The following is a 19,635-nucleotide window of genomic DNA, read 5'->3' on the forward strand; positions in this document are numbered from 1 at the left end:
CTCCTCAAGATCATCGTGTTTGTGGCCCCCTCGGTTCATCGGTTGGTCGCAGAACCGGCGAGGGGAGAGCGACTGGTCCGACGGGTCTGAGTCGTGTGACACGCTCGCGCTTGCTGCGTAAGTGGTCGAGTGTGACCTCGATCCCCTCGATCTCCCCATGCCAGCCTTCCGCCACCGCACGCTCTTGACGCGCCAAGAGGTCAGCTTCGATCTCGTCCATTCGGGGCACCATTTGAGGTTCGACGTGCAGCATCGGGCAGCGCACGCACGCGTGCTCGTGCGCGCACGGAGTGCCGTACGGACGTCCACAGCCGCCGAGCTCGACCTTGCGCTTGTCGAAGTGCTCCTCAAACTCATGCCATTCCTGGGCGGAGGTGCGGCGGTACTCCTCCTTGGGGCGCAGTTGCCGCCGTCGGGTCAGGTGGAGCTGGTAGTGACGGACCACGTCCTCGTCGAACACGGCGACGTAGCCGCGAGTTGTCTGCAGGCTTGCGTGTCCGAGCAGTGCTGCTCCGATGTGGATAGGCAGTCCGTTGTTCACGAGATCCGTAGCGAACAAGCGTCGAAAGTCGTGCGGCGTGAATGTCAGTCCCTGGAACTGCGGGTAGCGCTCCGCGACCTCCTGGCACATCCGGCGTATCATCCTGGCGACGGTGGTCGGACTCATCACACCAGTAGTGTGACCACGGTTGCGTTGGAAGAGGAACGGCATCGCTTCGGTGTGTTGGCGCTCGTGTGGGTCCCACCGGTGCACGAGTGGAATCGCTCCGAGCTTGTCGGTCTGTCTGCGGATTACCTGGGCGATCACGTGGAGAAGTTCGGGTGACATTGGGATGACTCGCTCCCGGTCTGTCTTGGAAGGGCTCACGACGAGCAGTGCGACCACCTCGCCGTTTGACCGCCGATACTGCCGGACCGACAAATGGGACAGCTCCAGCAGTTCCTCGTGCCGCATGCCAGTCAGGCGTAGCACTTCGACGATCGCCCAGGTCCAAAAGGTCCGGGCCTCCTCGCCCTGAATCTCGATGGTGGGCCCGCCGTCGGCCGGCTGAATCCGGAGCACGCCAGTCTCAGTCTCCCGCTCCAGAGCTGAACCGGGTCGTGCGCGCGGACCACCGTCTGGATTCTTTGCGGCACTCGGCGGCGGCGCGACGCGCAGGTAGCGGACGCCGTTCACCTCGAATTCGGCTCCAGCAGATGACTCGGCCGCGGCGAGAAGCGCGCTCATCTGATCACGCACCGCTACGACGTGTTCGACCAGTATCTCCAGCATCGGCTGCCGCGTGCGTGTGCGATCGGCGATCCGCTCAGCTTGGCGACGCCTCCCTGCGCTGTAGCCGCGGCTGGCGATGGGCGGGATCGGGCAGCGGGCAACCCACGGCCCCCATCGTGCCGGGTCCTCGATCGCCCAGCTCTGGATGTCGAGGTAGAGCGCGCGCACGGTGATCAGGAGATCCCAGACGCTCTGCCGAGGACGCAGTCCCTCCGGGGTCTGCACAGTGTCAATCTCAGAGCGCCACGCTTCGTATGTAGTCTCATCAAGGTCCAGGTTCGACTGGTCGGGGTTCATCCGCTCGATCACGCACCAGAAGTTGCGGGTCAAAGCCCGGACCAGACGACTGAGGGTCGAGTAGTCCATCCCAAGGGCCCCGCGGTGGGTGATGTAGTCGATGAGGAGCTGGCGCACCCCGGCGTTGGAGACGCCGTATGAGTCGACCATTTCTGCCACGCTCTTACGCCCGCCCACCGTGGCGATGCGCATGGTCACGGGCGTGCCCTCCGGGAACTTGCCGGCGTCGAACAGCACCTGCCAGACCAGGGCTCCCGCCAGCTTGCGGGTGTTCTTATCCCGCGCGGTGCTGACTTCCCGCAACGCCAGCCCCAAGTGCATCAAGCCGCCGGGTGTGATGTCCGAGGCGGGGATGGCCTGGATGGCGAGCATGTAGGAGAGGTCGGTGAGGGTCTGATGGCGCGACTTCGCGCTTACCGGGGCAGCTTCGATCGCAGCAGTGAGAGCAGCCAGGTCGTCGTCGCCGCGTTGGCTCCCGATGAAGATCTTGAAGAAGTCGGAGATCGCACCGGTCCGCAGTACGCGAAGCGACGGGACCAGGACCCGGAGGGCAACGAGCCAGGAGAAGCCGCTGGTCATCGTCCAGCTTGCGGCCGGTGCAGGGTTGAGCGATGCGAGCGCGCTCGTTGAGGTCTCCCAGCCGCTCGCGTCCCACCGCTGCTGCCAGGTGTCACCGGGGAAGGTGCTCAGGTGCTCGGTGAAACGCCGGATGGAGCGCGCGCGCTTGTCGAGTTGAGTGGCCGACCGCGGAAGCACGGAGCAGGCCGCGGAGACCAGGGCTTCAACCGACGCCGACCTCAAATCTCCGAGCGGCTGCGGCAGGCGAGGCTGAGGCGCGCGCGGCTCAACGATCTCCGCGCTGCCCCACGACTTCTTCGAAGGCGACCCGGGGCGGGTGTCGTCGCCTTGGGGTGCTTCCCTCCGGCTCCAGACGCCGGTCGTGGACACGAGCGCCCTACTCACCGGCATCTCCGAAGATGATCGCGATGTCCTCGGCGGCGTAACCGGACGCGAAGCGTGGTCGTGGCGGCGCGGGACGTGCGTAGTGTTCATGCACCTTGTCGATGACCTCCTCGATGCGCGGGGTGGTGTAGATGCTCGTGGTCCGCAGGTCAGCATGACCGAGCACAACCTGCACCTCAGGTAGCGTCAGGACGCCACTGCTCACCATGCGCATCGCCGCCGTGTGCCGGAGATCGTGCAGCGTCCAGTTCGTCCCAAGCCTGCCGTTCGCGCGCTGCAGAACCCGGCGGGCGGCACTGTAGGTCAGTGGGCGCGGCTCTCCCCGAATGGTCCTCCAGAGCGGTCCGCTGGATGCATCGTCGAAGATGCGCAGGTACCGGCTGAGCCACGTCATGGCCTCGGGAGATAGCGGGACGAGACGCCGCTCACGCGAGCCCTTGGAGACGACTGACATCCGCTGTCCGGCCCAGTCAACGTCCTCGATCTGGGCTCCCAGCAGCTCCTCGGCACGCGCTCCAGAGCTGACATAGCAAGCGACCAACGCCCGATCACGGTCGCTCGGCATTTGCGCGAAGAACTCGTCCCACATCGCATCTGGGATCGACCGCGGCGCGCGCGAATGTGCGCGCTGCCTGTACGCCCCGCGCCGGTACGCCTGACGAGGCTCAAGCGGGCTGCGGTGAGCGAGCGCGCGACGCCGAGCAGGCGACTCCGGGACCGGGTTGACCACCGGCCCTCGAGCCCAGTGCGCATGGAAGTCGTAGAACCCGCGCACCGCGGCCAGCGTGAGATTGATGGTCGCCGCGCTGTAGCCCAGGCCGAGGTTCGGCTTCCCAGTCTTGAGGTTTACTGCCGGGGCACCAGCCTGCCGGCGACGCTGGGTGTTCGGCGCTACGCGAAGCCAGCCCACCAGAGCGGCTGTCTCTGCCTCAGTCGCCCGCTCCCAGCCGACGTCGAGTTGCCACAGCACCCGGAACCAGGTGAGCGCGGCGTAGCAGTACGACCGGATCGTGCGCGGGCTGTGGTCGCCGACGACCATGTAGCGCACCCACGCGCTGACCGACTCGACGACCCGACCCTCCTCATCTAGCAGCAGGTACGGCTCCATCGGGCCCGGCCCGGCGCGCACACTTCCCACCCGCGCTAGCGGGACATCGCCTGTGCGCAGGCCGAGACCGACCGGGTCTTTCGGGGTGTCCGGTTCGCTCACACTTATGCTCCTCGCCACGGCTGGTCACGGACCGCACCACCGGTCTACCAACGCGAGATGGCCCGTTGTGGCGAACGCGCTGGTGGTGCAGTTAACTCACCAGTCGCGCTGGCCGCCGCGGTACGGCTGCGCACCGCCTTTGACGACGACGCCCTCGATTCCGCTCTCGAGCGGCTCCTCGAACCACCGCCGGCCCTCAGCCGCGTCCGCAGTGGCGTCGATCATGCTCAGCGGCGGTTGCCACCCGGCCGCGAGTTGTTCGAGAGTGCGGCGACGTTCGTCGTAGGGCAGGCCGCGCAGATCGCGGCCGCCCGCAGCGAGTACGTCGAATACCACGAAGTCGATCGGCTCCTCAGCGATCAGCTGCCGACGACGCTGCTTACCAGAGGCAAAACGGCGCTGCAGCGCGTCGAAATCGAGTCGCCCTTCGCGCCAGCGCACCAGCTCGCCGTCGAGCACGACGCCGGCATCTGCCTGTTCGGCGATCGCCGCAGCGACGTCAGGAAACGATTCGGTCAGATTCGTCTTCTGCCGGGACCAGAGGGTTACTCCCTCGGTGTCGACGACAGCTGCTGCGCGCCAGCCGTCGAGCTTCGGCTCGTATCTGCTCCCTCCGGGCAGTGCGGCGGCGTCTGGGAGGCGTTCAGCGGCTTTGGCGCGTGCCAGGTCGATCTTGGCTCGCAGAGGCTCAGGTGGGCGAACAGCGGGGGAGGGGTCGAGGTCGGCGAGCAGATCGCCTGTTTCTTCAAAGCGATCGAGCACATGGGCGAAGTCGAGCTGCGCGAGTCCAGGCGCAGCGATCTCGTCCCAGCTGCGGGGCGCGGCCGCGAAGGGCCGGGCGGTACCGCGCAGCGAGTACGGGGAGATGGTCGTCTTCTTCGCGTTGTTCTGCGACCAGTCGATGAACACCTTCCCGACCCGTTTCTCCTTCGACATCTTCGATACGACCTCCTCCGGATGATCCGCTTCGAGTGCGCGCGCGAGCTCATGCGCGACGTTCGAGACCTGGTCGGAGGTCAGTCGGCCGTCGAGAGGCACGTAGACGTGGATGCCCTTGCTGCCAGAGGTCACAGGGAAAGTTGCAAGGCCCATGTCGTCGAGGATCGCCTTCGCCCACAGAGCCACCTGAGCGCACTCGGCCAGACCGGTTCCTTCGCCCGGGTCGAAGTCGAGCACCATCCGCGTCGGCCGGCGTTCAGTGTCGAACCGCCACTGCGGGACGTGCAGCTCGAGCGCCGCGCTCTGGGCGAGCCAGACGACCGTCGCGCGATCGACGACGACGGGGTAACGCTTCTTACCGCCGGAGTGGAGGATCGCTTCACGCAGTACCCAACCGGGAACGCCCATGCCGAGGTCCTTCTCGAAGAAGGCCTCGACGGGGGCGGCCGCAGTGCCTACGCCGTCCGGCCAACGCTTGCGAGTCACCGGCCGCTCTGCGATGTGGGGGAGGAGGGCCGGCGCGATGCTCGCGTAGTAATGGATGACGTCCCCTTTGGTGGTCCCGGTTTCTGGGTAGAGGACCTTGTCCAGGTTGGTAAGGCGCAGACGACGGCCGTCGACGTCGACGAGCGTGGTCGCAACCATGGCATGACCGTACCGCCCTGGCCCTTCGCGGACGAGGGTCCTACTACGCTGTCGCGCGTGGCTCTCATCGCCTTTCCGCCGGCCGCGGCCGACGCTCCGCTCATCCACGCTGCGCTGGGTGGGCCGCCTCCCGCGCGATGGATCAACCCCGATCACATCACGAGTCTCATCCCCGTTACCCGGCAGGGAGAGCACGACGTTGAACTCGTGGTCGACTACAAGCTGCAGGGTCTGCCGGAGGGTCGGTGGCACCTCGGCCGATATCCCGACGTCGATCAGGCTCACGCAGCTTGGGGACAACTCATCCAGCACATCGCTGTCCACTCCAATGATCCGAGGCGTCAATGAACTCTGAACCTCGACCGACCGAGGGCGACTGGATCGCTTGGATTCGAGAGGCGTCAGAGCTCATCGACCGCGACGACTTTGTCGTCAGAGTCGCCGACGAAGTTGTGTTCAAGCAGCTCTGGGGTATCTGCGTCCAAACGATCAGGCACGCGCGCGCCTATGTGTTGCTGGTCGACTCAGAGTTCGAACGCGAGGCGATGGTGCTCGCGCGAGCGGCGCTGGAGCACGCGGTCACGGCCCAGTGGGCGTTCCATCGGTACGACGGACTCTCAAAGCTGCGGGTCTCGATGATCCGCGGTGAGAAGGAGAACATCGAGATGGTCGGCAAATGGTTCAGCGACGACGGGCTGCTCGCCACGGCCGCAGCGATCACGGTCCCGCTGGGGAGGGGGCTGCCATCGTTCACTGACATGATGCGTGATCTCGACGAAGAGCGCTTCCTCGAGAATTCCTACGGCAGTCTGTCTCTCGCGGTGCATGTGCGCTCCACCACCCAGACCTCTTACTTCGCCGGCGAGGCCGACGACCTGTTGCTACGCCACGAACCCTCGCACGCGCTCCGAGGCCCGGCGACGAACATGGCCGCTATGGCAGCTATGCTCGCCGTCGCGATCATCATGGAGCTGGTCGATGATCAGGCGGCGCTCACCCGGATCAACGAGGAGTCAGAGAGGCTCAATCTGCCGCCCACGCTGCGCCCAGGGATACCCGAGGCGACGCGCCGCCCCGGCCCAGGGGAGAACACTCCCTGGTAGGGCTTAACTACTGACGCAGCTTGCCGGGTGCGGGGTTCAAGGCCGGCCATCGAGCCTTCCCGCAGCCAATCGCAAGCTCAGCCCTCGATCGCGGGGCCGATCGCTAGAGCTCGGCCCGCTTCCGGTCGAGGTCGATCCCACTCCGCGAGTTGAAGTCGGTCGGCTCGGTGGCCGTGTATGGGGGAGCCTCGACCGTGGCTAGACGGGGTGGTCGATGGTTCAGGTACAAGCTCTCCCATGTCTCGACGCCGTCGACGACAGGCTGGGCGGCAGCTTTGACCTTCCGCCCACGCGCCGCCGAAATGATCCTGATGATCGTGCCGATCGAGATGACGATCCAGAACGCGATCGCGAGATAGAGGCCCATCGGCGCGCCCGCGACAAAAGCCCAGGACGCCAGCGCAGCCGCGAGCACGAGCCCAATGAGAACCCAAATGGTGGGGCGCATTCGTCCTCCTCTCTTCCAGAGTAACTCTTGAATGGGCGAGTGGGTAGACGGCGGAGTCTAGCGAATGTGAAGCGGTTTCACAGGAATCGTTTTCGGTGACTGTGATCCATAGCCTGACGATAGGTTCCGTAAGTCGACCGGCGGGGGTTCGGTCGCTGGATGTGATGGGGTCTCGCTCGGGAGCGGCAGCTCACGAGGCGGTCGATGCTGCGCGGGATCCGTAAGGAGCAAGGAATGCAAGTAAGAACGAGGAAGTTCGCCCTTGGTGTCGCTGTTGTGGCGGCAGCGATCAGCACGCTGGCAATTGCGCCCGCAGCCAATGCCACGCCGGCGCCGGCAGCAGCCACCCAGGCGGTCACTGCAGACGTAGCGCCGCCTGCAGTCGCCCTGGACCCGTCGACGTTCTCCGGTCCGCTGGTGATCGCTGTTCCGTCCGGCCACGAGGTCGTCGTGAACGTCAAGGCGGGGGACGCTCCGAAGGTCATCGCGGATGTCCAGGCCGCGGACCGGGCAGGCAAGACCCAGACGCTCGGAAAGGTCATGGCGCCGATGTCTGGCTGCGGGGAAACGGTGCGTTCGGTCGCCGGCCCTGGGACCTGGTGGACGAGCGTTCAGGGATGCGCGGTTGCTGGATATAACGGGTACAACCGCCAGTACCACTGGGAGAACGGTTCGGACGTCGAGCTGTGCACCAACGGCCGCGGCTACAACTCCAGTCACGCGGCAGCCTGGTACTCGACAGGCTGCTCGGGCGGGGACTACAGCGTTCCGTGGGGCAACGTGTTGGCCTACACCCAAATGCAGGGATTCTCGCTGTCCGGCGTAACCGGGGCTGCATACCTTTGGCGCGCCTGACCCACATAGGGTGAAAGGAGCCGGCTCGCCGAAGAAATGGCGAGCCGGCTCCCGACCGTAGGAGGAACCAACACGATGAACTCGTCCAAGCTTCGACCCAACGTCGTTCTCTGGTGGGGCGTCGGCCTGGCCGTTGTCGGCGCGCTGCTCGTGATCTTTGTCCCGAGCCTCAGCTACTACCTCGTCGACTCCAGCAACTCGGCCGGGGGAGTAAGTAATGGTCTGCTCTCGTTCGTGGAGATCCTTGTCCGCGTGCTCGGAGCCATCCTGCCCACACTCGGCATCGTCCTCATCGGTGCTTCGATCGTCATGGCCTACCTCCGACAGCTGCTGCGCCCCACCTTGGGCGCTATGGTGACCGCGCGACGGCAGTCGATGGAGACGGACTAGGTCTAGGCATTGCCGTCTCGGTCCGCATCAGCTTCTGAACAGCTCCCCGGGCGCCAACTCGACGTGCGAACGCGGCGCGTCACTGAAGCGCTCTAGATAGAGTCCCGCTGTGCCCTGGGTATCAGTAAACGGTGCGGGGATGCTCCTGCAGACTCTGCCGATCGCCATTCTCATCATCGCGGTAGAGGCTCGCGCCACGGCGCGTCGCCCGCGAGTGAAAGTTGGCAGGTTCATGTATTCGCGCTATTCGGCTCTCTCGGTCGGATTCGGTGCGTTCGCGGGCGCTATGGCAGCGTCATTGTGCTGGACTGCGGTCAACGATGGCCGTGCGATTCTTGGGTGGCAGGCCTGGGTTGTGCAGATTGGGGCCATGTTTGGATTCCTGAGCGCCGGCTACGTCATCATCGAGCTCATCTTTCAGTTGATCGCTGCAGAACACACTGGTCTTGACGCCGTTGAGAGGGGTGTGACGCCCGCATCTGGCCGGTTCGCGAATGAGCCCAGCGGTAAGGGCCATCCCACCCCGCGCCGGAAGCAGCGAAAGAAGGGCAAGCGCGGTTGAGATCCCGCAAGCCATGGGACTGGTGAACCCAGCCGGTGATCGGGCCGCCGCACAGAGTCCGCATGACTGCACCTCATGTACGACGCCGAAAGGGCGGCCGCCATTTGGCCGTCGCCACACGCTCTTCCCCGGAGGGCCGCCAGCGAGCTGGCGGCCAACATGGCCAACATCGTCACCATCCTGACCGCCGTGGGAGTTCCGCCCCTCATCTCAGCAGTGATGCCTGTCCCCCCTGCAACGCCGGTGAGTATCGTCATTCAGATGGGCGACGTCGACGGCCTTGAAGAGTTTGGCGGACTCGTGCGCTGGCGCAGCGCGTTGCTGCGCTTCCCCGGCGGCCGTACTGAGCATTACCGCATCGTCGCGATGGACGGCCACCCTTCCGAGCGAGTTCAAGCGCCCGCTGAACGAATCGCGGACCACCTATGAGACTTTCGTGCTCGCGAGCGATGACGCGGACGTTGCCGTGTATGACTGGCGCGACATCGAGGAAGGGTAGAGCGGGTCAGCCTCACGAGTGCGGCACCGAGGCCCGGCCGTTGACCTTCCTCGGACGGCTTCCAAACGTTCCTCGCCTGCCTGGCTCATTCATCGAGGCGGAGGTAGCGTGCCTTGACGTCGTGGTGGATCTGGTCGCGCAGACATTCGGCCGCATAGATGAGCTGATTGAGCTGCACGATGACGGCGAACCGGACGGTGGCCGTGTCCGAGACGTTCGCCAATCGCTGCGCTCGCTCCGGATCGTCATGGAAGGCAACGCCGTAGATGTAGTCCATGGCGATTTGATCATCGCCGAGGAGGCGCCCGGGGCCGAGCCCGTTGTCTTCCTCCAGCCGACCGGAGTACATCACGGGGGAGGTCAGCCTTCCGTCCCTCACGACGGCGTTGACTAACTGCGACAGGTCGGTCAGTTTGCGAGCGCGCTCTGGCCCAACCAGCGACTTGTAGGCCTTGAGAACTGAGGGCAGATAGCAGGTGTCCTTCTGAGCGAACAGCGCTCGACAGTCAACGATGGCGCTTTCCAGGATGCGCCGCTCCAGGTCGGGGGTCTCCAGGTCCGAGACCGCGAAGGTTCCATCGCCCTGTGACTCCCAGGTGATAACGAGACCGAGAGTGCGGCCGTACTTTTCCCGGAGTGCGATGATCGGGTTGTCGGGAAAGCGATCAGCGACCCGTTCGAGGAAGGTCCGGATACGCGCCCGGTGGATTGCCGCAGCGCTTTCCGATATCGCCATGCTGCGACGATATCGCCGTGCTGGCAACACGCGGTCAGTGTCGATGCTCGATTGGCTCACCCGTGCGTGGATCAAGGCCAACTCGCCACCGCTCGCGCTGTTCCTCCGCAGTCACGATCGAACCGTCTGGTGCTGTCGCCGGTGAAATGAAAGCGCGCTCTTCGAGCGCCAACTCGCAGGCTCGAGTAGCGGCTCCAAGTTCGTCCCAGTAGCCCAACGGCCATCGTTCCGAGCGTCTAAGGGTCCAGTGGTCGACCCGGTACTTCATGAGTGTCTCGTGCGTGAGCTGGTTGACTGCAGGTCCGTATTCGATGACGAAATGGATTCTGCTCGCGACGTCGTCGACGACCAACCAGACCTTCTCCCCGGCGCGCAGGACTCTCATCGCAACCTCCCCCAAGATTCGAACATATGTTCTAATGGGTCGCAAGGCGGGAGGTTGAACATTGGGTCAGAATCGGCGTTATCCGGGCGCAGGCATGGATCGGGTGATCGAGCAGATCATCACTCGCCCCCGCCCGGTGTGGCTGACTGACGAGGAGGTAGACCTCGACCACGATCCCGCGATCGAGTCGCCGGCTCCTACACCTGCGGTCGCCTTTGTGAGGTTCCACGAAGCGGTAGTTCGCCCGGAGGTCGAGGTTCTTGCATGGAACGAACATGCGGTGCGTATCCGCTTCACCACCAGGGACGGGCAGAAGCATGAGGGATGGGTTTGGAAGGACGCCGTGCGCACCCGCCCACGTAGGCACATACCGCCGCGCCGCTGACGGCGTGAGTTGAGCGTGGCAGCTGCGCGCCCGGCCCTTCTAGGTAGTGAGGGGAGTGACTATGGCTACGCGACGCTACGGGCCGATCGAGATCATCGACGCCGGCATCCGCGACGGTCGGGAAACCTTCGCGTGGCTTTACGTCGAGCTGGACCGGGTGCGCGCGGCGTCGGAGTGGACCTGGCATCGGGCCTTCGTAGATCCCGCTGTACCGCTATTGGACGGTGCCGAGCGGCTACCCTGCTATCCAGCTCCGGCAGGTTTCGGAGGCGGGGGACTCGACCGGCTCCCTCCACCTGTCGGCCTCGACCGGCTCACCGACGATGGTTTAGTCCTGTACGCGGTCGGCCTTCGGCTTGCTGACGCCGAGCGCGTGGCGCTAGAGCGCGCCCTGGAAGGCGCCAGGGCCGAACTCGCCGCCCTTCGCGCGATTCCTGATCGCGCAACTCGGCAAAAGCAGGCTGCCGTCGGCTTCCGCAATAGCCAGGTGGGCGTGACTGGCCGCCCGCTGATCGCGGCTACTCCTATTCCGTGGCCTGACGTGCCCGTGCGCATCCCAGGGACCGACCGGTACCTGGCGCCGCAGAATGAGCGGGCGTACGGTGCTGACATGCCCAAAGGAGACGTAGAAACGTTCCACGAGAACGGCGCCTGGCACAACCGTATCGAGGGGACAGGCGAAACCATCGGTGGAGCGCACGACACCCGCGATGACGCGATTGCCGCCGGACGAGATGAAGCAGTGCGACGGGGCGTCGAGCACATCGTGCACAATCTCAATGGCCAGATCGGCGACCGCTCCAGCCATGGCAACGACCCCCGCAACATCCCGGGCTGACATGTCCAGTGAGCAGCCCGGTCGACCGTTCGAGGTGGGCAATGCGGTGCTGCACTACTCGGATGGTCGTGAGGTGCGTCGCGAGATACCTCTCCTGAACGGGCGGGCTCCGGGGCAGTTCGATCTGCCAGTCACAATTGGGCGCTACGAACGCTTCGAGCTCCGGGGGTGGGAGGGGGACGTGATCCACTACGAGCACCAGGGGACCGTCGAGATTTAGGCTTTCACGACGGGCGGCGGAGACGCCTCCGTTCCGGTGCAGCGTCGGCGGCCCGACGTAGCCTTGATGCATGCGCATTCGGGGCCTGGTCCAGTCGAAAGTCGTGACCGAGCTCACCGCCGAGGCCGACGACGCACAAGCCGCGCGCGAGCTGATCGAGGCGCAGGTTCCCGAGGGCTACGAGCTGGTCCAAGTGCACAACTCGATGCCGCGCGGTGGCCGCGTGATTGCGACCGGGCAGATCCGGCTGGCGGCTGTGGACGAGCTTGAGGCAAGCGGAGCCGACTATGCAGCGGCACGGGCCGCCCTCTTGGCGCAGATCCCTGAGGATCACCGGCTGCTGAGCGTTCTCTCCCTGGAAGGCTGACGCGCCGATCGCGATCGTGCTGCCATGGCCTCAGTCTTCCACCCAGCGAAGTCCGAGCAGGTCGAACGCCTGCACGAGTTCGTCAGTCTCCGGGGTGACCCGCTGAGGCTCACTCACTGGTTCGATGTGGCTGCTGCGCTGTTCGTCGTCTGAGCGCTCGAACACCGCCCACATCCGGATCTCGTCGCCGTGACGTGAGCGGAACTCGATCCCGTCGACGAGCTCGTTGCGGTCGTCGTCACGCAGATCGTAGAGCCAGTGCGCGATGGATCGGGTCAGCACCCGATCGTGGGCGTCCTTGAGTAGCGCGGTGTCGACGTCGACCAGGGCGATGCTGTGGCGGTCGAAGCGGTAGCCGGCCTTCAGGGCGGCGAGGCTGTCAGAGTGCGTGATGAAGCAGTACCGGCCGTCCTGATCGGCGTCGCCGAAGGTCCGTCCGTTCAGCCACGAGTACCCGACCTCACCGCTTCCGCCCTCGGTATGGCGACTGACGCTCCCGTCGTCATCCTCGAAGTCGTCCAGCTCGGTCTCGAGCGCCTCGGACGGCTGCAGCTTCGCCAGCATCTCGAGGAAGCACCCCCGCAGGCTGTTCGAGGTGTAGAGCGTGCGGAACTGCCCGAGCTGGTCGTCCCAGCGTCCATTGAACAGCCCATCATCTGTCGCGTACCGCCACGGCGTCCACGCCCACATGTCTGGCTCGAAGCCGACGCGCCATACCCGTCCCGGATCGCCCGAGACGTTCAGTGCTACCGGGCTCATCCGATGTAGGCGAAGGACTTCGCCGCCGCGAGCACCTCGCGAGCGACCTCCAGCGGCTCGCCCTCACGCAGCACCTGTGCCGGCGCCGTGTCGCCCAGCGACGGGTTCATGCCCTTGAACCACGACTGCACCGTGACGGCGTCGTAGCGCTCCCGAAGCAGCGCCGCGGCGTGGTACGCCTGGCGCAGCCGGTCCTGATCCTTTTCGCCGGGCGCACCGTGGCCGTCGGCCCAGCTGGAGACCATCCTCGCCGACTTCACGCCGCCGATATAGCCGACAAGGCGCACGCCGAGGATGTCGCGCAGTCGGGTGACCAGGTCGTCGAATGGAAGACCGATCGATTCCTCGTGTGCGCGCAGGCCGGGACGCTGATCCGAGACCGTCGAGAGCTTCGCCATGCCGTTAGCGTACACCGGCAGACGTTGGAATGCACCGGCAAGTTCAGCTGGAAATGCAGCCGTTATCGCACCCAAAACTAACGCTGATAATGAACGTTACGTCAGGTTGAGTGTTTCCTGAGTGTTCTCGCTCGCTGCGCGGAGGATCCATCGTCTCTTAGCGCGAAGTTCTGTTCTGTTGAAAGAGGAAGGCCGCACCCATGAGTCGTGTCGGACCCGTGGATGCGGCCTTCGCGGCAGTCGTGGCCGAAGTGAAGCCTTTCCCCCAGCTTCGCGACCGCCGTCGCCAGTCGGGACTTAGCCGACGGTCGCGCCGGCGCCGGAGATGGTGCCGTTGGTGTGGACGGTGGCGGTCATCGAGAAGGACGAGGTGAAGATGCCCGCCTGGTCAACGTTCCACCCGCAGTACAGGTTGCGAGCCGTGGTCGATCCGCTGTCGCTCTTGGCGATATTGGAGATATTCCACGGCGGGACGACGTAGTTCGTGAAGCAGGCGTGGGAGCCGGTGTACCCGGAGTAGGTCTGTGTGACCCAGACCCGCGAGCCGTTGTAGTAGAACGTGCCGTTCTGGGTCTGCGTGTAGACGGCGCCGGTCACGAACTGCGACCAGTGGTTCGATGAGACGGCGAGGGTGCCGTTCGGCGATGTGGTCGCGAGGATCTCCGACTTCTGCGAGGCCGACAGGCCGCTGTCCGCGAGGACTTGGGCGCGCGTGACCGAATCGGGCGTTCCGAGGCTCACACCTGTGGTGTAGGTGCAGGCGGAGGCTGCTTTGCCTGCCGACAGACAGGTGTGGTCGACGAGGGTGCCGGTGCTGGTCTGACCGGCCGTGATCGTCGCCAGATTCGATGAGTTCGTGGTCGCTGCCTGTGCAGGCATCGCCGCCCCGATGACGACGAGCGCTGCACTTGCAGCGGTCGCGAACGCTCCCAGAAGCGCTCGGTCCTTGAGTGTTTTCATCCGTGTATTCCTTCCCCAATACGAAATGGATCAGGGGCCTCCGGGAGGAGGTCTCTACAAGGGGATGTCCGGCAAAACCGGTCCGGTTCCCACCAATTTCCCGACGCGCCGACGCTCTAGGTGAAGCTGTTTTCGCGTGCTATCGTCGCCGGGCATAGGCCTTCGCGAGCGGCAGATCGTCGCCCGCACGAGATGTGAAGGAGGGTCTGATGAACACCCCTGACGTCCTCGGATGGGTCCTCGTCATCGTCGGATTCGTCGCCCTGGCGGCGTGGCTGACTTTCATCGTGATTGCGGCGGTCCAAATCGTCCGCTCCAGCCAGATGGAGTACTGGAGCAAGGTGCTGTGGATTGTCGCTCTGGTTCTCTTCCCCCTGCTCGGTGTTCTGTGCTGGTACGCCTTCGGCGACCGTACGCGCCACGTCGAGAACACCATCACCACGCACCTTCGCTGAGTGGGGTCAGCCCTACGTGTTAGCCTCTGTCCGTTCTGGACGGGGGTTCTCGAGTGGACGACGAACGCACAGACGCAGTTCTCTGGCTGGAGGCTACAACCGGCACCGAGCGCTCCTTCGGTGTCCTCTTTGATCGTTACCGCATTCGGGTCTTTCGCAAGGCGTACGCGCAGCTGAAGAGCGTGCACGACGCCGAGGACGTGGTCGCAATCGTGTTCCTCGAAGCCTGGCGCAGCCGAGCCAAAGTCCGCATCGTCGACGGGGCGATTCTGCCCTGGTTGCTGAGCGTCACAAGCTACGTCTTACTGAATCAGGCGAGAGGCACACGTCGGTGGCGGCGCCTACTCGCGGCGCTTCCCGAGCCCGAAGAACAGGCCGATCACGCCGATGACGTGCTCGAGCGTCTGAACCAGAACGCCCAGCTGCGCGCCATCTACGACGCGATGACCACTCTGAACGCGCAAGAGCGCTCCATCATCGACCTCATCGTGATCGAGGAGCTTCCGGTTGCAACCGTGGCTGCTCTGCTGGACATACCCATAGGAACGGTGAAATCCAAGCTGCACCGCGCCCGCGAGAAGATCCGTCGCCGCATTCCCAGTCACCTGATGCGCGATGACCGCAGCGAACTCACCGCTCGACTGGACGGAGCGCCACAATGACACCAATCTACGACGACGACGACATGCCAAACATGACCGAGGCCCGCACGAACGCGATCCGGGAGACCCTGTTGACGCAGGTCCGCACGGAAAGCAGCCGCCGACGCACGACGTTACGCCGTCGCTTCGCTCTCTGGGGCGGCATCGGGGTCCTCGTGATCGGCGGAGTCGCGACCGCCGCAACGGCGATAGTGCAGTCACAACGGGTAACGAACTCGGACATCGTCTACTGCCTCGCGTCGCCCCACCGCGGTGCAGATGGACAGTTCGATTATGCAGCCGCGACGATGCACGACGGAGCGACCGGCGCAGGCACCGTTTCCGACCCGATCACCGTCTGCCAGGACATGTGGCGCCGTGGAGCGCTCGACAAACACACCGACCAGCTCGCCGCGACTCCGGGGCCCCACCCGGTGCCATCCCAACTCCAGGTCTGTGTCATGGATGACGGCAGCCCTGCCGTCATTCCGGGGCGGCCCGGGATCTGCCAGGCAGCCGGGCTCGCCCCGAAGCGCTAACCTCAGCTCGCCGGACGGAATACCAGTGAGAGCACCCGGTCGTTCAACGCGCCCAGGGTGGCGCAGCTCGGCGTGCAGAGCAGCTGGCTGCCCCCATACGACGGCGCGCTGTAGAGGGATACGAAACACCCGGCGTACGCCTTTGCCGAGCTGATCGCGTTCTGCCATGCCGCATCCACGGATGCAAAACCGAAGGTGACCCCGGAGCAGCTGCCGGTGCCGTAGAAGGACAGGCTGCCGCCAGAATAGTTGGCGTCCTTGTATACCGTGCCGAGAACGGTGCTCGACGCAGCCGCCGCGCTCCGGGCCAGCCGCTGCGGTGCTGTCACGGTGGCAAGGTACGCGTCCACCTCGGCTTGCGTCTCAAAGCAAACGGGGGTTGCAGGCTCGGCGTCCGACGCGAGCGGCTCGACTCGGACCGCGCAGTAGTCCCCGCTCGACGACTGGACAGCCGCCGCAGCCGTAGTAGTAGCGGACAGCGCGACGGCGACCGTCGCTGCACAGACCAGCGCCAGGATGCGCTTCATGGGTGCTCCTCAGGCCAGGGCCGGAGCCACACCAGGGGACACCGACCGATTATGCGCTGGCGATCGCCAGCGCCTACATGGGGATGTCCGCGCGAAGCCGGTTGGTTGCGTTCATATGCCGCGGTTGCGTGGGTTGCGGTGAACCCTGCAACGAGGAAGCCGGCTTGTTCCGGATTGGTCTTTATCTAGATAACCAACACAATATCTCTGCTACGCTCCCGATCATGACAGCGACCCCGGTGTACGAGGAGATCCGCGCTCAGCTTCGACGCCTCTTGGCCTCGGGCCGGTACAAGGTCGGCGATCAGCTCCCGACCATTCGTGAGTTCTGCGAGCAGTACGACATCAACAGCGTTCAGACGGTCCGTGATGCGTACCAGGCTTTGAAGGACGAAGGCCTGGTTACGTCGCGTCAGGGTGTTGGGTTCTTCGTCGCAGCCTTGCCACTTCGCCGGCTCGGCCTGGTGGGTCTCGCCGAGCGTGCGCATCAGGTGCGCATCGACGCCGAGCGGGCCGCCGGGCTGGCACGCACATTGGAGACCGAACTCACCGATGCCCTGTCGGACCACGAGCGCGTTGCCGTCGACGCGCTCACCGCGGCCGCCCGAGCCACCTACCTCTCCGGATCTGGCGAGGAACGGCGACGCGACTTCGGTGAGATCGCTCTGCAGGTCCTCGCAGGGGCGGCGGCGAACCTGGGCGGCGTCGAAAACCTGCTCGCGGGGCGACCCGGATCATGGGAGGCGGACATCATCCGAAACGCGGTCAATGCGATCGCGCCCGGTGACGTTCTCCCCCGCTATCGGACTGAACCGCTGCGCATCACCCTCTACGTCGACCAGATCCTTGCGGAGCACACGCTCGCTCACGACCAGTACGACAAGGCCGAGGTCGCGATTGACGACGAATACGAGACGGCGAATGCGGCGCTCCCACAAGTGGATGAGCGCCCCTACGTGTGGGTATATGAGCCCAGCGACGGCGGCGACCCCGTCCCGACCACTCCGGAGACGCCGGCGTGGTCCTGGGACGCGTGGCGAGCGGGCGCAACAGCACTGGGGCTCGACGAACAGAACATCGCGACCTTGGAAGCGGATATCCGTGGTGAGCGGAGCAACCGCCTTGCGACCTCGGTGTACGTGCCGAAAAGTCCGGACCTCGCCGCGGAGTTCGTTCGGCTCTTGGATGAGCGGGAAGCTGCACTCGCGCCCTACGCACTCCAGGACGCGCTGACGGCGTTGCAGGAACGCGAGTGGACCGAATACGGCGAGGCGCTCAGGAATCAGATCGAGGACGAGGCAGAGCGGGTTGGCCTCGACGTTCCCGTCGAAGTCACGATCGACACCACGGGGCGTCCAGACATCCGTCCTGCTCTCGACGAGCTGGCCCAAAGCCTCGTCGAGAACGCGATTGCGGTAGTCTCCTCCCCGGCCGACTTGCCGGGGACGCCGTTGACCCGACTGAGGGCCGAGCGGTGAGCCGAGAGGCTGCTACGCGGGTTCGTGGGCGAGCGGGGCGGCTCCGGGTGACCGCCATCACAATCACCGCTTACGTCGAGGCGGCGCGCCGGGCGCGCCGAAAGGCTGCGGCCGCGCTGACCGACGAGGAAGAACGGCTTCTCGCGCAGGCGGACCGCTTGCAGATCAGGACAGGTGTCCATATCAGCACGTGGATCCAGGGATGCCTCCTCAATGCGCTCTACCTCACGCCGTCTCGTCGGACCGCTGTGCAAGTGATGCCCGCATCCCGTGTATTCACCGCCGCCCTGAAACTGCTGATCCCGTTTGTCGCGGCCGCTGCGGTCGAGATGACAATCGCCAGGGCGACGGGAGTGCCGTTACTCCCGCTAATTGCGCTCACCTGGGGAGCGGGCCTTGCGGTGATCGCGGGTATCTTCGCCGCAATATTGCGTCCGCTTCTGCGGTACGAGAGATGGGCGAAGTCGCTCCCCCGGGCGAAGGACGAGGACGAACCGGAGCCTTCCCGCTCGCTGGGGGCGGCGCGCTGGCTGCCGCACTGGGAAATCAGCTCACTCGCCAGTACGAAAGATCCGCGCCTAGTGGCCGGCCTCGTATCCGCGATCAACGCCATCGTCCCGGCCGGGAGGCGGATCACGGCGAAAGCTCGCGATCGGGACCTCTTCAACGTCTACAAGCTCTATCTCGTCCCCGTAGGAGGGGACGACAACTTGGCCCTCGTAGGCCGGTCACCGCTCCGGCGACGCAAACCGGTGTCGCTCAAGCCGCGTTCCGAGGAGGTACTCTGATGCGCACCGCGGACCTGAGCGCGGCAATAGGCGCCGGGCTCCCCGCGTTCGTGCACTCCCGCGAGGTGTGCGAGCTAGCGAATTACAAGAACCGTCTGCGCCACTGGAACTGGGGGCTTTTCCCCAGGCCAGGTGCTGTTAATCACGGCCAGGTGTTGTTAATCTCGGCGATGTCCAAGCATCACGAGGAGGCACCGCATGGCAGGCAGACGCCGCAAGGCTTCACCCCCCGAAACGCAGCTCGAGTTCGACCTGTGGGGACTGGGAGATCAGGCGGCGGACGCCCGCATCGACGAGGCGCGAACGGCGGACCCGTCCCCGGCGGAGCAGGCGCTCTCGTCGGGACAAGTCAGCTTCGAGGACTTCTGGAAGACACAAGGAGAGACGCATGAACCTGTACGGCAGGCAGGCGATGGAGAGGTGGGCGAGGCTCGCCCCGACATCGTTGGCGACGATGGAACGACCGCAGGAGTTCTTCGAGGACCTCGGGGAGGAGATCGGAGTCCGGGTGGCTCAGCTGATCCCCGACCTGGCCGGACCGGACAGCCCGAGCGAGTCGGTGCTGGAGAAGACAGGCCGGTTGAACGCGGCGAAGGCGCAGGCGGAGGAGATCGCGTTCTCGGAGTTGGTGACGCCCAGCCCGGAACCGACGAGCGAGGACGCGTACCAGGAGTGGCGGGCGACCAACGGCCTGTCTCTGGACTGGCTGGCGGACTGGGCGGAGAGCTCGCAGAGCCGGGATTCGGCAGCGATGCCGATCGAGGAGTTGGCGAGTCAGCACGGCCTGCCGGAGGAGTTCCTGAGGGAGCTGCAGCAGCAGGAGAACCCGTACGGATTCCTTCTGCAGAACGAGCAGTTGCTGGAGGCACGCCTGCGGGCCCGATTCGCGACGCGGCCGACGGAGGACTGAGCCGGTTCATCCCGACATCACAGGAGGACCTCGCGCCTTCTGGGGCCAAGGCACGCTTCGACGCG

The 19,635-nt window shown here is 65.2% G+C and carries 24 protein-coding genes; 14 read left to right on the forward strand and 10 right to left on the reverse strand.

Going from position 1 to position 19,635, the window contains the following annotated elements; all coding sequences use genetic code 11:
* Positions 1-10: 10 nt before the first annotated feature.
* The 3 genes from JNB50_RS25895 to ligD all read right to left on the reverse strand — a co-directional run bounded on the left by JNB50_RS25895 (position 11) and on the right by ligD (position 5,651).
* On the reverse strand, positions 11-2,518 hold the full coding sequence (locus tag JNB50_RS25895) for a site-specific integrase (RefSeq protein ID WP_208042424.1): 2,508 nt from the start codon (positions 2,516-2,518) through the stop codon (positions 11-13).
* 7 nt (positions 2,519-2,525) lie between these two features.
* Complete coding sequence (locus JNB50_RS23035) at positions 2,526-3,743, reverse strand: tyrosine-type recombinase/integrase (RefSeq protein WP_208042425.1); 1,218 nt, start codon at positions 3,741-3,743, stop codon at positions 2,526-2,528.
* A 96-nt stretch (positions 3,744-3,839) separates the two neighbouring features.
* Positions 3,840-5,651, reverse strand: a complete 1,812-nt coding sequence (ligD, locus tag JNB50_RS23040; protein WP_208042426.1) for a non-homologous end-joining DNA ligase — start codon at positions 5,649-5,651, stop codon at positions 3,840-3,842.
* Positions 5,652-5,671: 20 nt separating this feature from the next.
* Here ligD and JNB50_RS23045 point away from each other — a divergent pair, with 20 nt between their 5' ends.
* A complete protein-coding gene (locus JNB50_RS23045) occupies positions 5,672-6,430 on the forward strand; it encodes a hypothetical protein (protein ID WP_208042427.1) in 759 nt (252 codons plus the stop codon).
* Between the two features lie 103 nt (positions 6,431-6,533).
* Here JNB50_RS23045 and JNB50_RS23050 read toward each other — a convergent pair whose 3' ends face one another.
* Positions 6,534-6,878 carry a hypothetical protein gene (locus tag JNB50_RS23050; protein WP_208042428.1) on the reverse strand — a complete coding sequence of 115 codons (345 nt, stop codon included), beginning with the start codon at positions 6,876-6,878 and terminating at the stop codon, positions 6,534-6,536.
* 234 nt (positions 6,879-7,112) lie between these two features.
* On the opposite strand from JNB50_RS23050, the gene JNB50_RS23055 reads away from it, so the two are divergent.
* The 4 genes from JNB50_RS23055 to JNB50_RS23070 all read left to right on the forward strand — a co-directional run bounded on the left by JNB50_RS23055 (position 7,113) and on the right by JNB50_RS23070 (position 9,114).
* On the forward strand, positions 7,113-7,733 hold the full coding sequence (locus JNB50_RS23055) for a hypothetical protein (RefSeq protein WP_208042429.1): 621 nt from the start codon (positions 7,113-7,115) through the stop codon (positions 7,731-7,733).
* 75 nt (positions 7,734-7,808) lie between these two features.
* Complete coding sequence (locus tag JNB50_RS23060; protein WP_208042430.1) at positions 7,809-8,123, forward strand: hypothetical protein; 315 nt, start codon at positions 7,809-7,811, stop codon at positions 8,121-8,123.
* A gap of 139 nt (positions 8,124-8,262) precedes the next feature.
* Positions 8,263-8,685: a hypothetical protein gene (locus JNB50_RS23065; RefSeq protein WP_208042431.1), complete on the forward strand. Its 423-nt coding sequence runs from the start codon at positions 8,263-8,265 to the stop codon at positions 8,683-8,685.
* A 159-nt stretch (positions 8,686-8,844) separates the two neighbouring features.
* Positions 8,845-9,114: a hypothetical protein gene (locus tag JNB50_RS23070; RefSeq protein ID WP_208042432.1), complete on the forward strand. Its 270-nt coding sequence runs from the start codon at positions 8,845-8,847 to the stop codon at positions 9,112-9,114.
* Between the two features lie 155 nt (positions 9,115-9,269).
* On the opposite strand, the gene JNB50_RS23075 is transcribed toward JNB50_RS23070, so the two are convergent.
* Both JNB50_RS23075 and JNB50_RS23080 read right to left on the reverse strand, forming a co-directional pair.
* Positions 9,270-9,920, reverse strand: coding sequence for a hypothetical protein (locus tag JNB50_RS23075; protein ID WP_208042433.1), 651 nt, complete (start codon positions 9,918-9,920; stop codon positions 9,270-9,272).
* A 34-nt stretch (positions 9,921-9,954) separates the two neighbouring features.
* A complete protein-coding gene (locus JNB50_RS23080; protein WP_208042434.1) occupies positions 9,955-10,305 on the reverse strand; it encodes a hypothetical protein in 351 nt (116 codons plus the stop codon).
* A 103-nt stretch (positions 10,306-10,408) separates the two neighbouring features.
* Here JNB50_RS23080 and JNB50_RS23085 point away from each other — a divergent pair, with 103 nt between their 5' ends.
* The 3 genes from JNB50_RS23085 (at position 10,409) to JNB50_RS23095 (ending at position 12,115) form a co-directional block, all read left to right on the forward strand.
* Positions 10,409-10,690, forward strand: a complete 282-nt coding sequence (locus JNB50_RS23085; protein WP_208042435.1) for a hypothetical protein — start codon at positions 10,409-10,411, stop codon at positions 10,688-10,690.
* Between the two features lie 61 nt (positions 10,691-10,751).
* Positions 10,752-11,528 carry a DUF2188 domain-containing protein gene (locus JNB50_RS25325; protein WP_243768883.1) on the forward strand — a complete coding sequence of 259 codons (777 nt, stop codon included), beginning with the start codon at positions 10,752-10,754 and terminating at the stop codon, positions 11,526-11,528.
* A gap of 290 nt (positions 11,529-11,818) precedes the next feature.
* Positions 11,819-12,115 (forward strand): hypothetical protein, encoded by a 297-nt coding sequence (locus JNB50_RS23095; protein WP_208042436.1) that lies wholly within the window; start codon positions 11,819-11,821, stop codon positions 12,113-12,115.
* Positions 12,116-12,145: 30 nt separating this feature from the next.
* Here JNB50_RS23095 and JNB50_RS23100 read toward each other — a convergent pair whose 3' ends face one another.
* From JNB50_RS23100 to JNB50_RS23110, 3 genes are all read right to left on the reverse strand, one after another.
* Positions 12,146-12,874, reverse strand: a complete 729-nt coding sequence (locus JNB50_RS23100; RefSeq protein ID WP_208042437.1) for an RES family NAD+ phosphorylase — start codon at positions 12,872-12,874, stop codon at positions 12,146-12,148.
* Positions 12,871-13,272, reverse strand: coding sequence for a hypothetical protein (locus JNB50_RS23105; protein WP_208042438.1), 402 nt, complete (start codon positions 13,270-13,272; stop codon positions 12,871-12,873). Before JNB50_RS23105 ends, JNB50_RS23100 begins: the two co-directional genes overlap by 4 nt.
* Before the next feature lie 297 nt (positions 13,273-13,569).
* On the reverse strand, positions 13,570-14,232 hold the full coding sequence (locus JNB50_RS23110; protein ID WP_208042439.1) for a hypothetical protein: 663 nt from the start codon (positions 14,230-14,232) through the stop codon (positions 13,570-13,572).
* A gap of 209 nt (positions 14,233-14,441) precedes the next feature.
* Here JNB50_RS23110 and JNB50_RS23115 point away from each other — a divergent pair, with 209 nt between their 5' ends.
* Genes JNB50_RS23115 through JNB50_RS23125 form a run of 3 tightly spaced genes read left to right on the forward strand, consistent with a single transcriptional unit; the run spans position 14,442 to position 15,867 of the window.
* Positions 14,442-14,687 (forward strand): PLDc N-terminal domain-containing protein, encoded by a 246-nt coding sequence (locus JNB50_RS23115; RefSeq protein ID WP_208042440.1) that lies wholly within the window; start codon positions 14,442-14,444, stop codon positions 14,685-14,687.
* Positions 14,688-14,740: 53 nt separating this feature from the next.
* A complete protein-coding gene (locus JNB50_RS23120) occupies positions 14,741-15,349 on the forward strand; it encodes an RNA polymerase sigma factor (RefSeq protein ID WP_208042441.1) in 609 nt (202 codons plus the stop codon).
* Positions 15,346-15,867 carry a hypothetical protein gene (locus JNB50_RS23125; RefSeq protein WP_208042442.1) on the forward strand — a complete coding sequence of 174 codons (522 nt, stop codon included), beginning with the start codon at positions 15,346-15,348 and terminating at the stop codon, positions 15,865-15,867. The genes JNB50_RS23120 and JNB50_RS23125 overlap by 4 nt, the downstream gene beginning before the upstream one ends.
* Before the next feature lie 2 nt (positions 15,868-15,869).
* Here the strand turns inward: JNB50_RS23125 and JNB50_RS23130 are convergent, their stop codons facing one another.
* Positions 15,870-16,394: a hypothetical protein gene (locus JNB50_RS23130; RefSeq protein ID WP_208042443.1), complete on the reverse strand. Its 525-nt coding sequence runs from the start codon at positions 16,392-16,394 to the stop codon at positions 15,870-15,872.
* 224 nt (positions 16,395-16,618) lie between these two features.
* On the opposite strand from JNB50_RS23130, the gene JNB50_RS23135 reads away from it, so the two are divergent.
* The 3 genes from JNB50_RS23135 to JNB50_RS23145 all read left to right on the forward strand — a co-directional run bounded on the left by JNB50_RS23135 (position 16,619) and on the right by JNB50_RS23145 (position 19,570).
* Complete coding sequence (locus tag JNB50_RS23135) at positions 16,619-17,872, forward strand: GntR family transcriptional regulator (protein ID WP_208042444.1); 1,254 nt, start codon at positions 16,619-16,621, stop codon at positions 17,870-17,872.
* A 47-nt stretch (positions 17,873-17,919) separates the two neighbouring features.
* The gene (locus tag JNB50_RS23140; protein WP_208042445.1) at positions 17,920-18,660 is read left to right on the forward strand and encodes a hypothetical protein; all 741 of its coding nucleotides are present in this window, start codon (positions 17,920-17,922) and stop codon (positions 18,658-18,660) included.
* Positions 18,661-19,048: 388 nt separating this feature from the next.
* Complete coding sequence (locus tag JNB50_RS23145; protein WP_208042446.1) at positions 19,049-19,570, forward strand: hypothetical protein; 522 nt, start codon at positions 19,049-19,051, stop codon at positions 19,568-19,570.
* Positions 19,571-19,635 lie beyond the last annotated feature (65 nt).

This window comes from Leifsonia sp. TF02-11, from assembly GCF_017565305.1.
GTDB lineage: Bacteria > Actinomycetota > Actinomycetes > Actinomycetales > Microbacteriaceae > Leifsonia.

Excerpts from the sequence above, each read along its gene's own strand:
- JNB50_RS23050 (WP_208042428.1), bottom strand. The coding sequence starts at position 6,878 with ATGCGCCCCACCATTTGGGTTCTCATTGGGCTCGTGCTCGCGGCTGCG.
- JNB50_RS23060 (WP_208042430.1), top strand. The coding sequence starts at position 7,809 with ATGAACTCGTCCAAGCTTCGACCCAACGTCGTTCTCTGGTGGGGCGTC.
- JNB50_RS23080 (WP_208042434.1), bottom strand. The coding sequence starts at position 10,305 with ATGAGAGTCCTGCGCGCCGGGGAGAAGGTCTGGTTGGTCGTCGACGAC.
- JNB50_RS23110 (WP_208042439.1), bottom strand. The coding sequence starts at position 14,232 with ATGAAAACACTCAAGGACCGAGCGCTTCTGGGAGCGTTCGCGACCGCT.
- JNB50_RS23135 (WP_208042444.1), top strand. The coding sequence starts at position 16,619 with ATGACAGCGACCCCGGTGTACGAGGAGATCCGCGCTCAGCTTCGACGC.
- JNB50_RS23065 (WP_208042431.1), top strand. The coding sequence starts at position 8,263 with ATGCTCCTGCAGACTCTGCCGATCGCCATTCTCATCATCGCGGTAGAG.
- JNB50_RS23115 (WP_208042440.1), top strand. The coding sequence starts at position 14,442 with ATGAACACCCCTGACGTCCTCGGATGGGTCCTCGTCATCGTCGGATTC.
- JNB50_RS23045 (WP_208042427.1), top strand. The coding sequence starts at position 5,672 with ATGAACTCTGAACCTCGACCGACCGAGGGCGACTGGATCGCTTGGATT.
- JNB50_RS23055 (WP_208042429.1), top strand. The coding sequence starts at position 7,113 with ATGCAAGTAAGAACGAGGAAGTTCGCCCTTGGTGTCGCTGTTGTGGCG.
- JNB50_RS23130 (WP_208042443.1), bottom strand. The coding sequence starts at position 16,394 with ATGAAGCGCATCCTGGCGCTGGTCTGTGCAGCGACGGTCGCCGTCGCG.
- JNB50_RS23095 (WP_208042436.1), top strand. The coding sequence starts at position 11,819 with ATGCGCATTCGGGGCCTGGTCCAGTCGAAAGTCGTGACCGAGCTCACC.
- JNB50_RS23100 (WP_208042437.1), bottom strand. The coding sequence starts at position 12,874 with ATGAGCCCGGTAGCACTGAACGTCTCGGGCGATCCGGGACGGGTATGG.
- JNB50_RS23070 (WP_208042432.1), top strand. The coding sequence starts at position 8,845 with ATGGCCAACATCGTCACCATCCTGACCGCCGTGGGAGTTCCGCCCCTC.
- JNB50_RS23105 (WP_208042438.1), bottom strand. The coding sequence starts at position 13,272 with ATGGCGAAGCTCTCGACGGTCTCGGATCAGCGTCCCGGCCTGCGCGCA.
- JNB50_RS23145 (WP_208042446.1), top strand. The coding sequence starts at position 19,049 with ATGAACCTGTACGGCAGGCAGGCGATGGAGAGGTGGGCGAGGCTCGCC.
- JNB50_RS23125 (WP_208042442.1), top strand. The coding sequence starts at position 15,346 with ATGACACCAATCTACGACGACGACGACATGCCAAACATGACCGAGGCC.
- JNB50_RS25325 (WP_243768883.1), top strand. The coding sequence starts at position 10,752 with ATGGCTACGCGACGCTACGGGCCGATCGAGATCATCGACGCCGGCATC.
- JNB50_RS23075 (WP_208042433.1), bottom strand. The coding sequence starts at position 9,920 with ATGGCGATATCGGAAAGCGCTGCGGCAATCCACCGGGCGCGTATCCGG.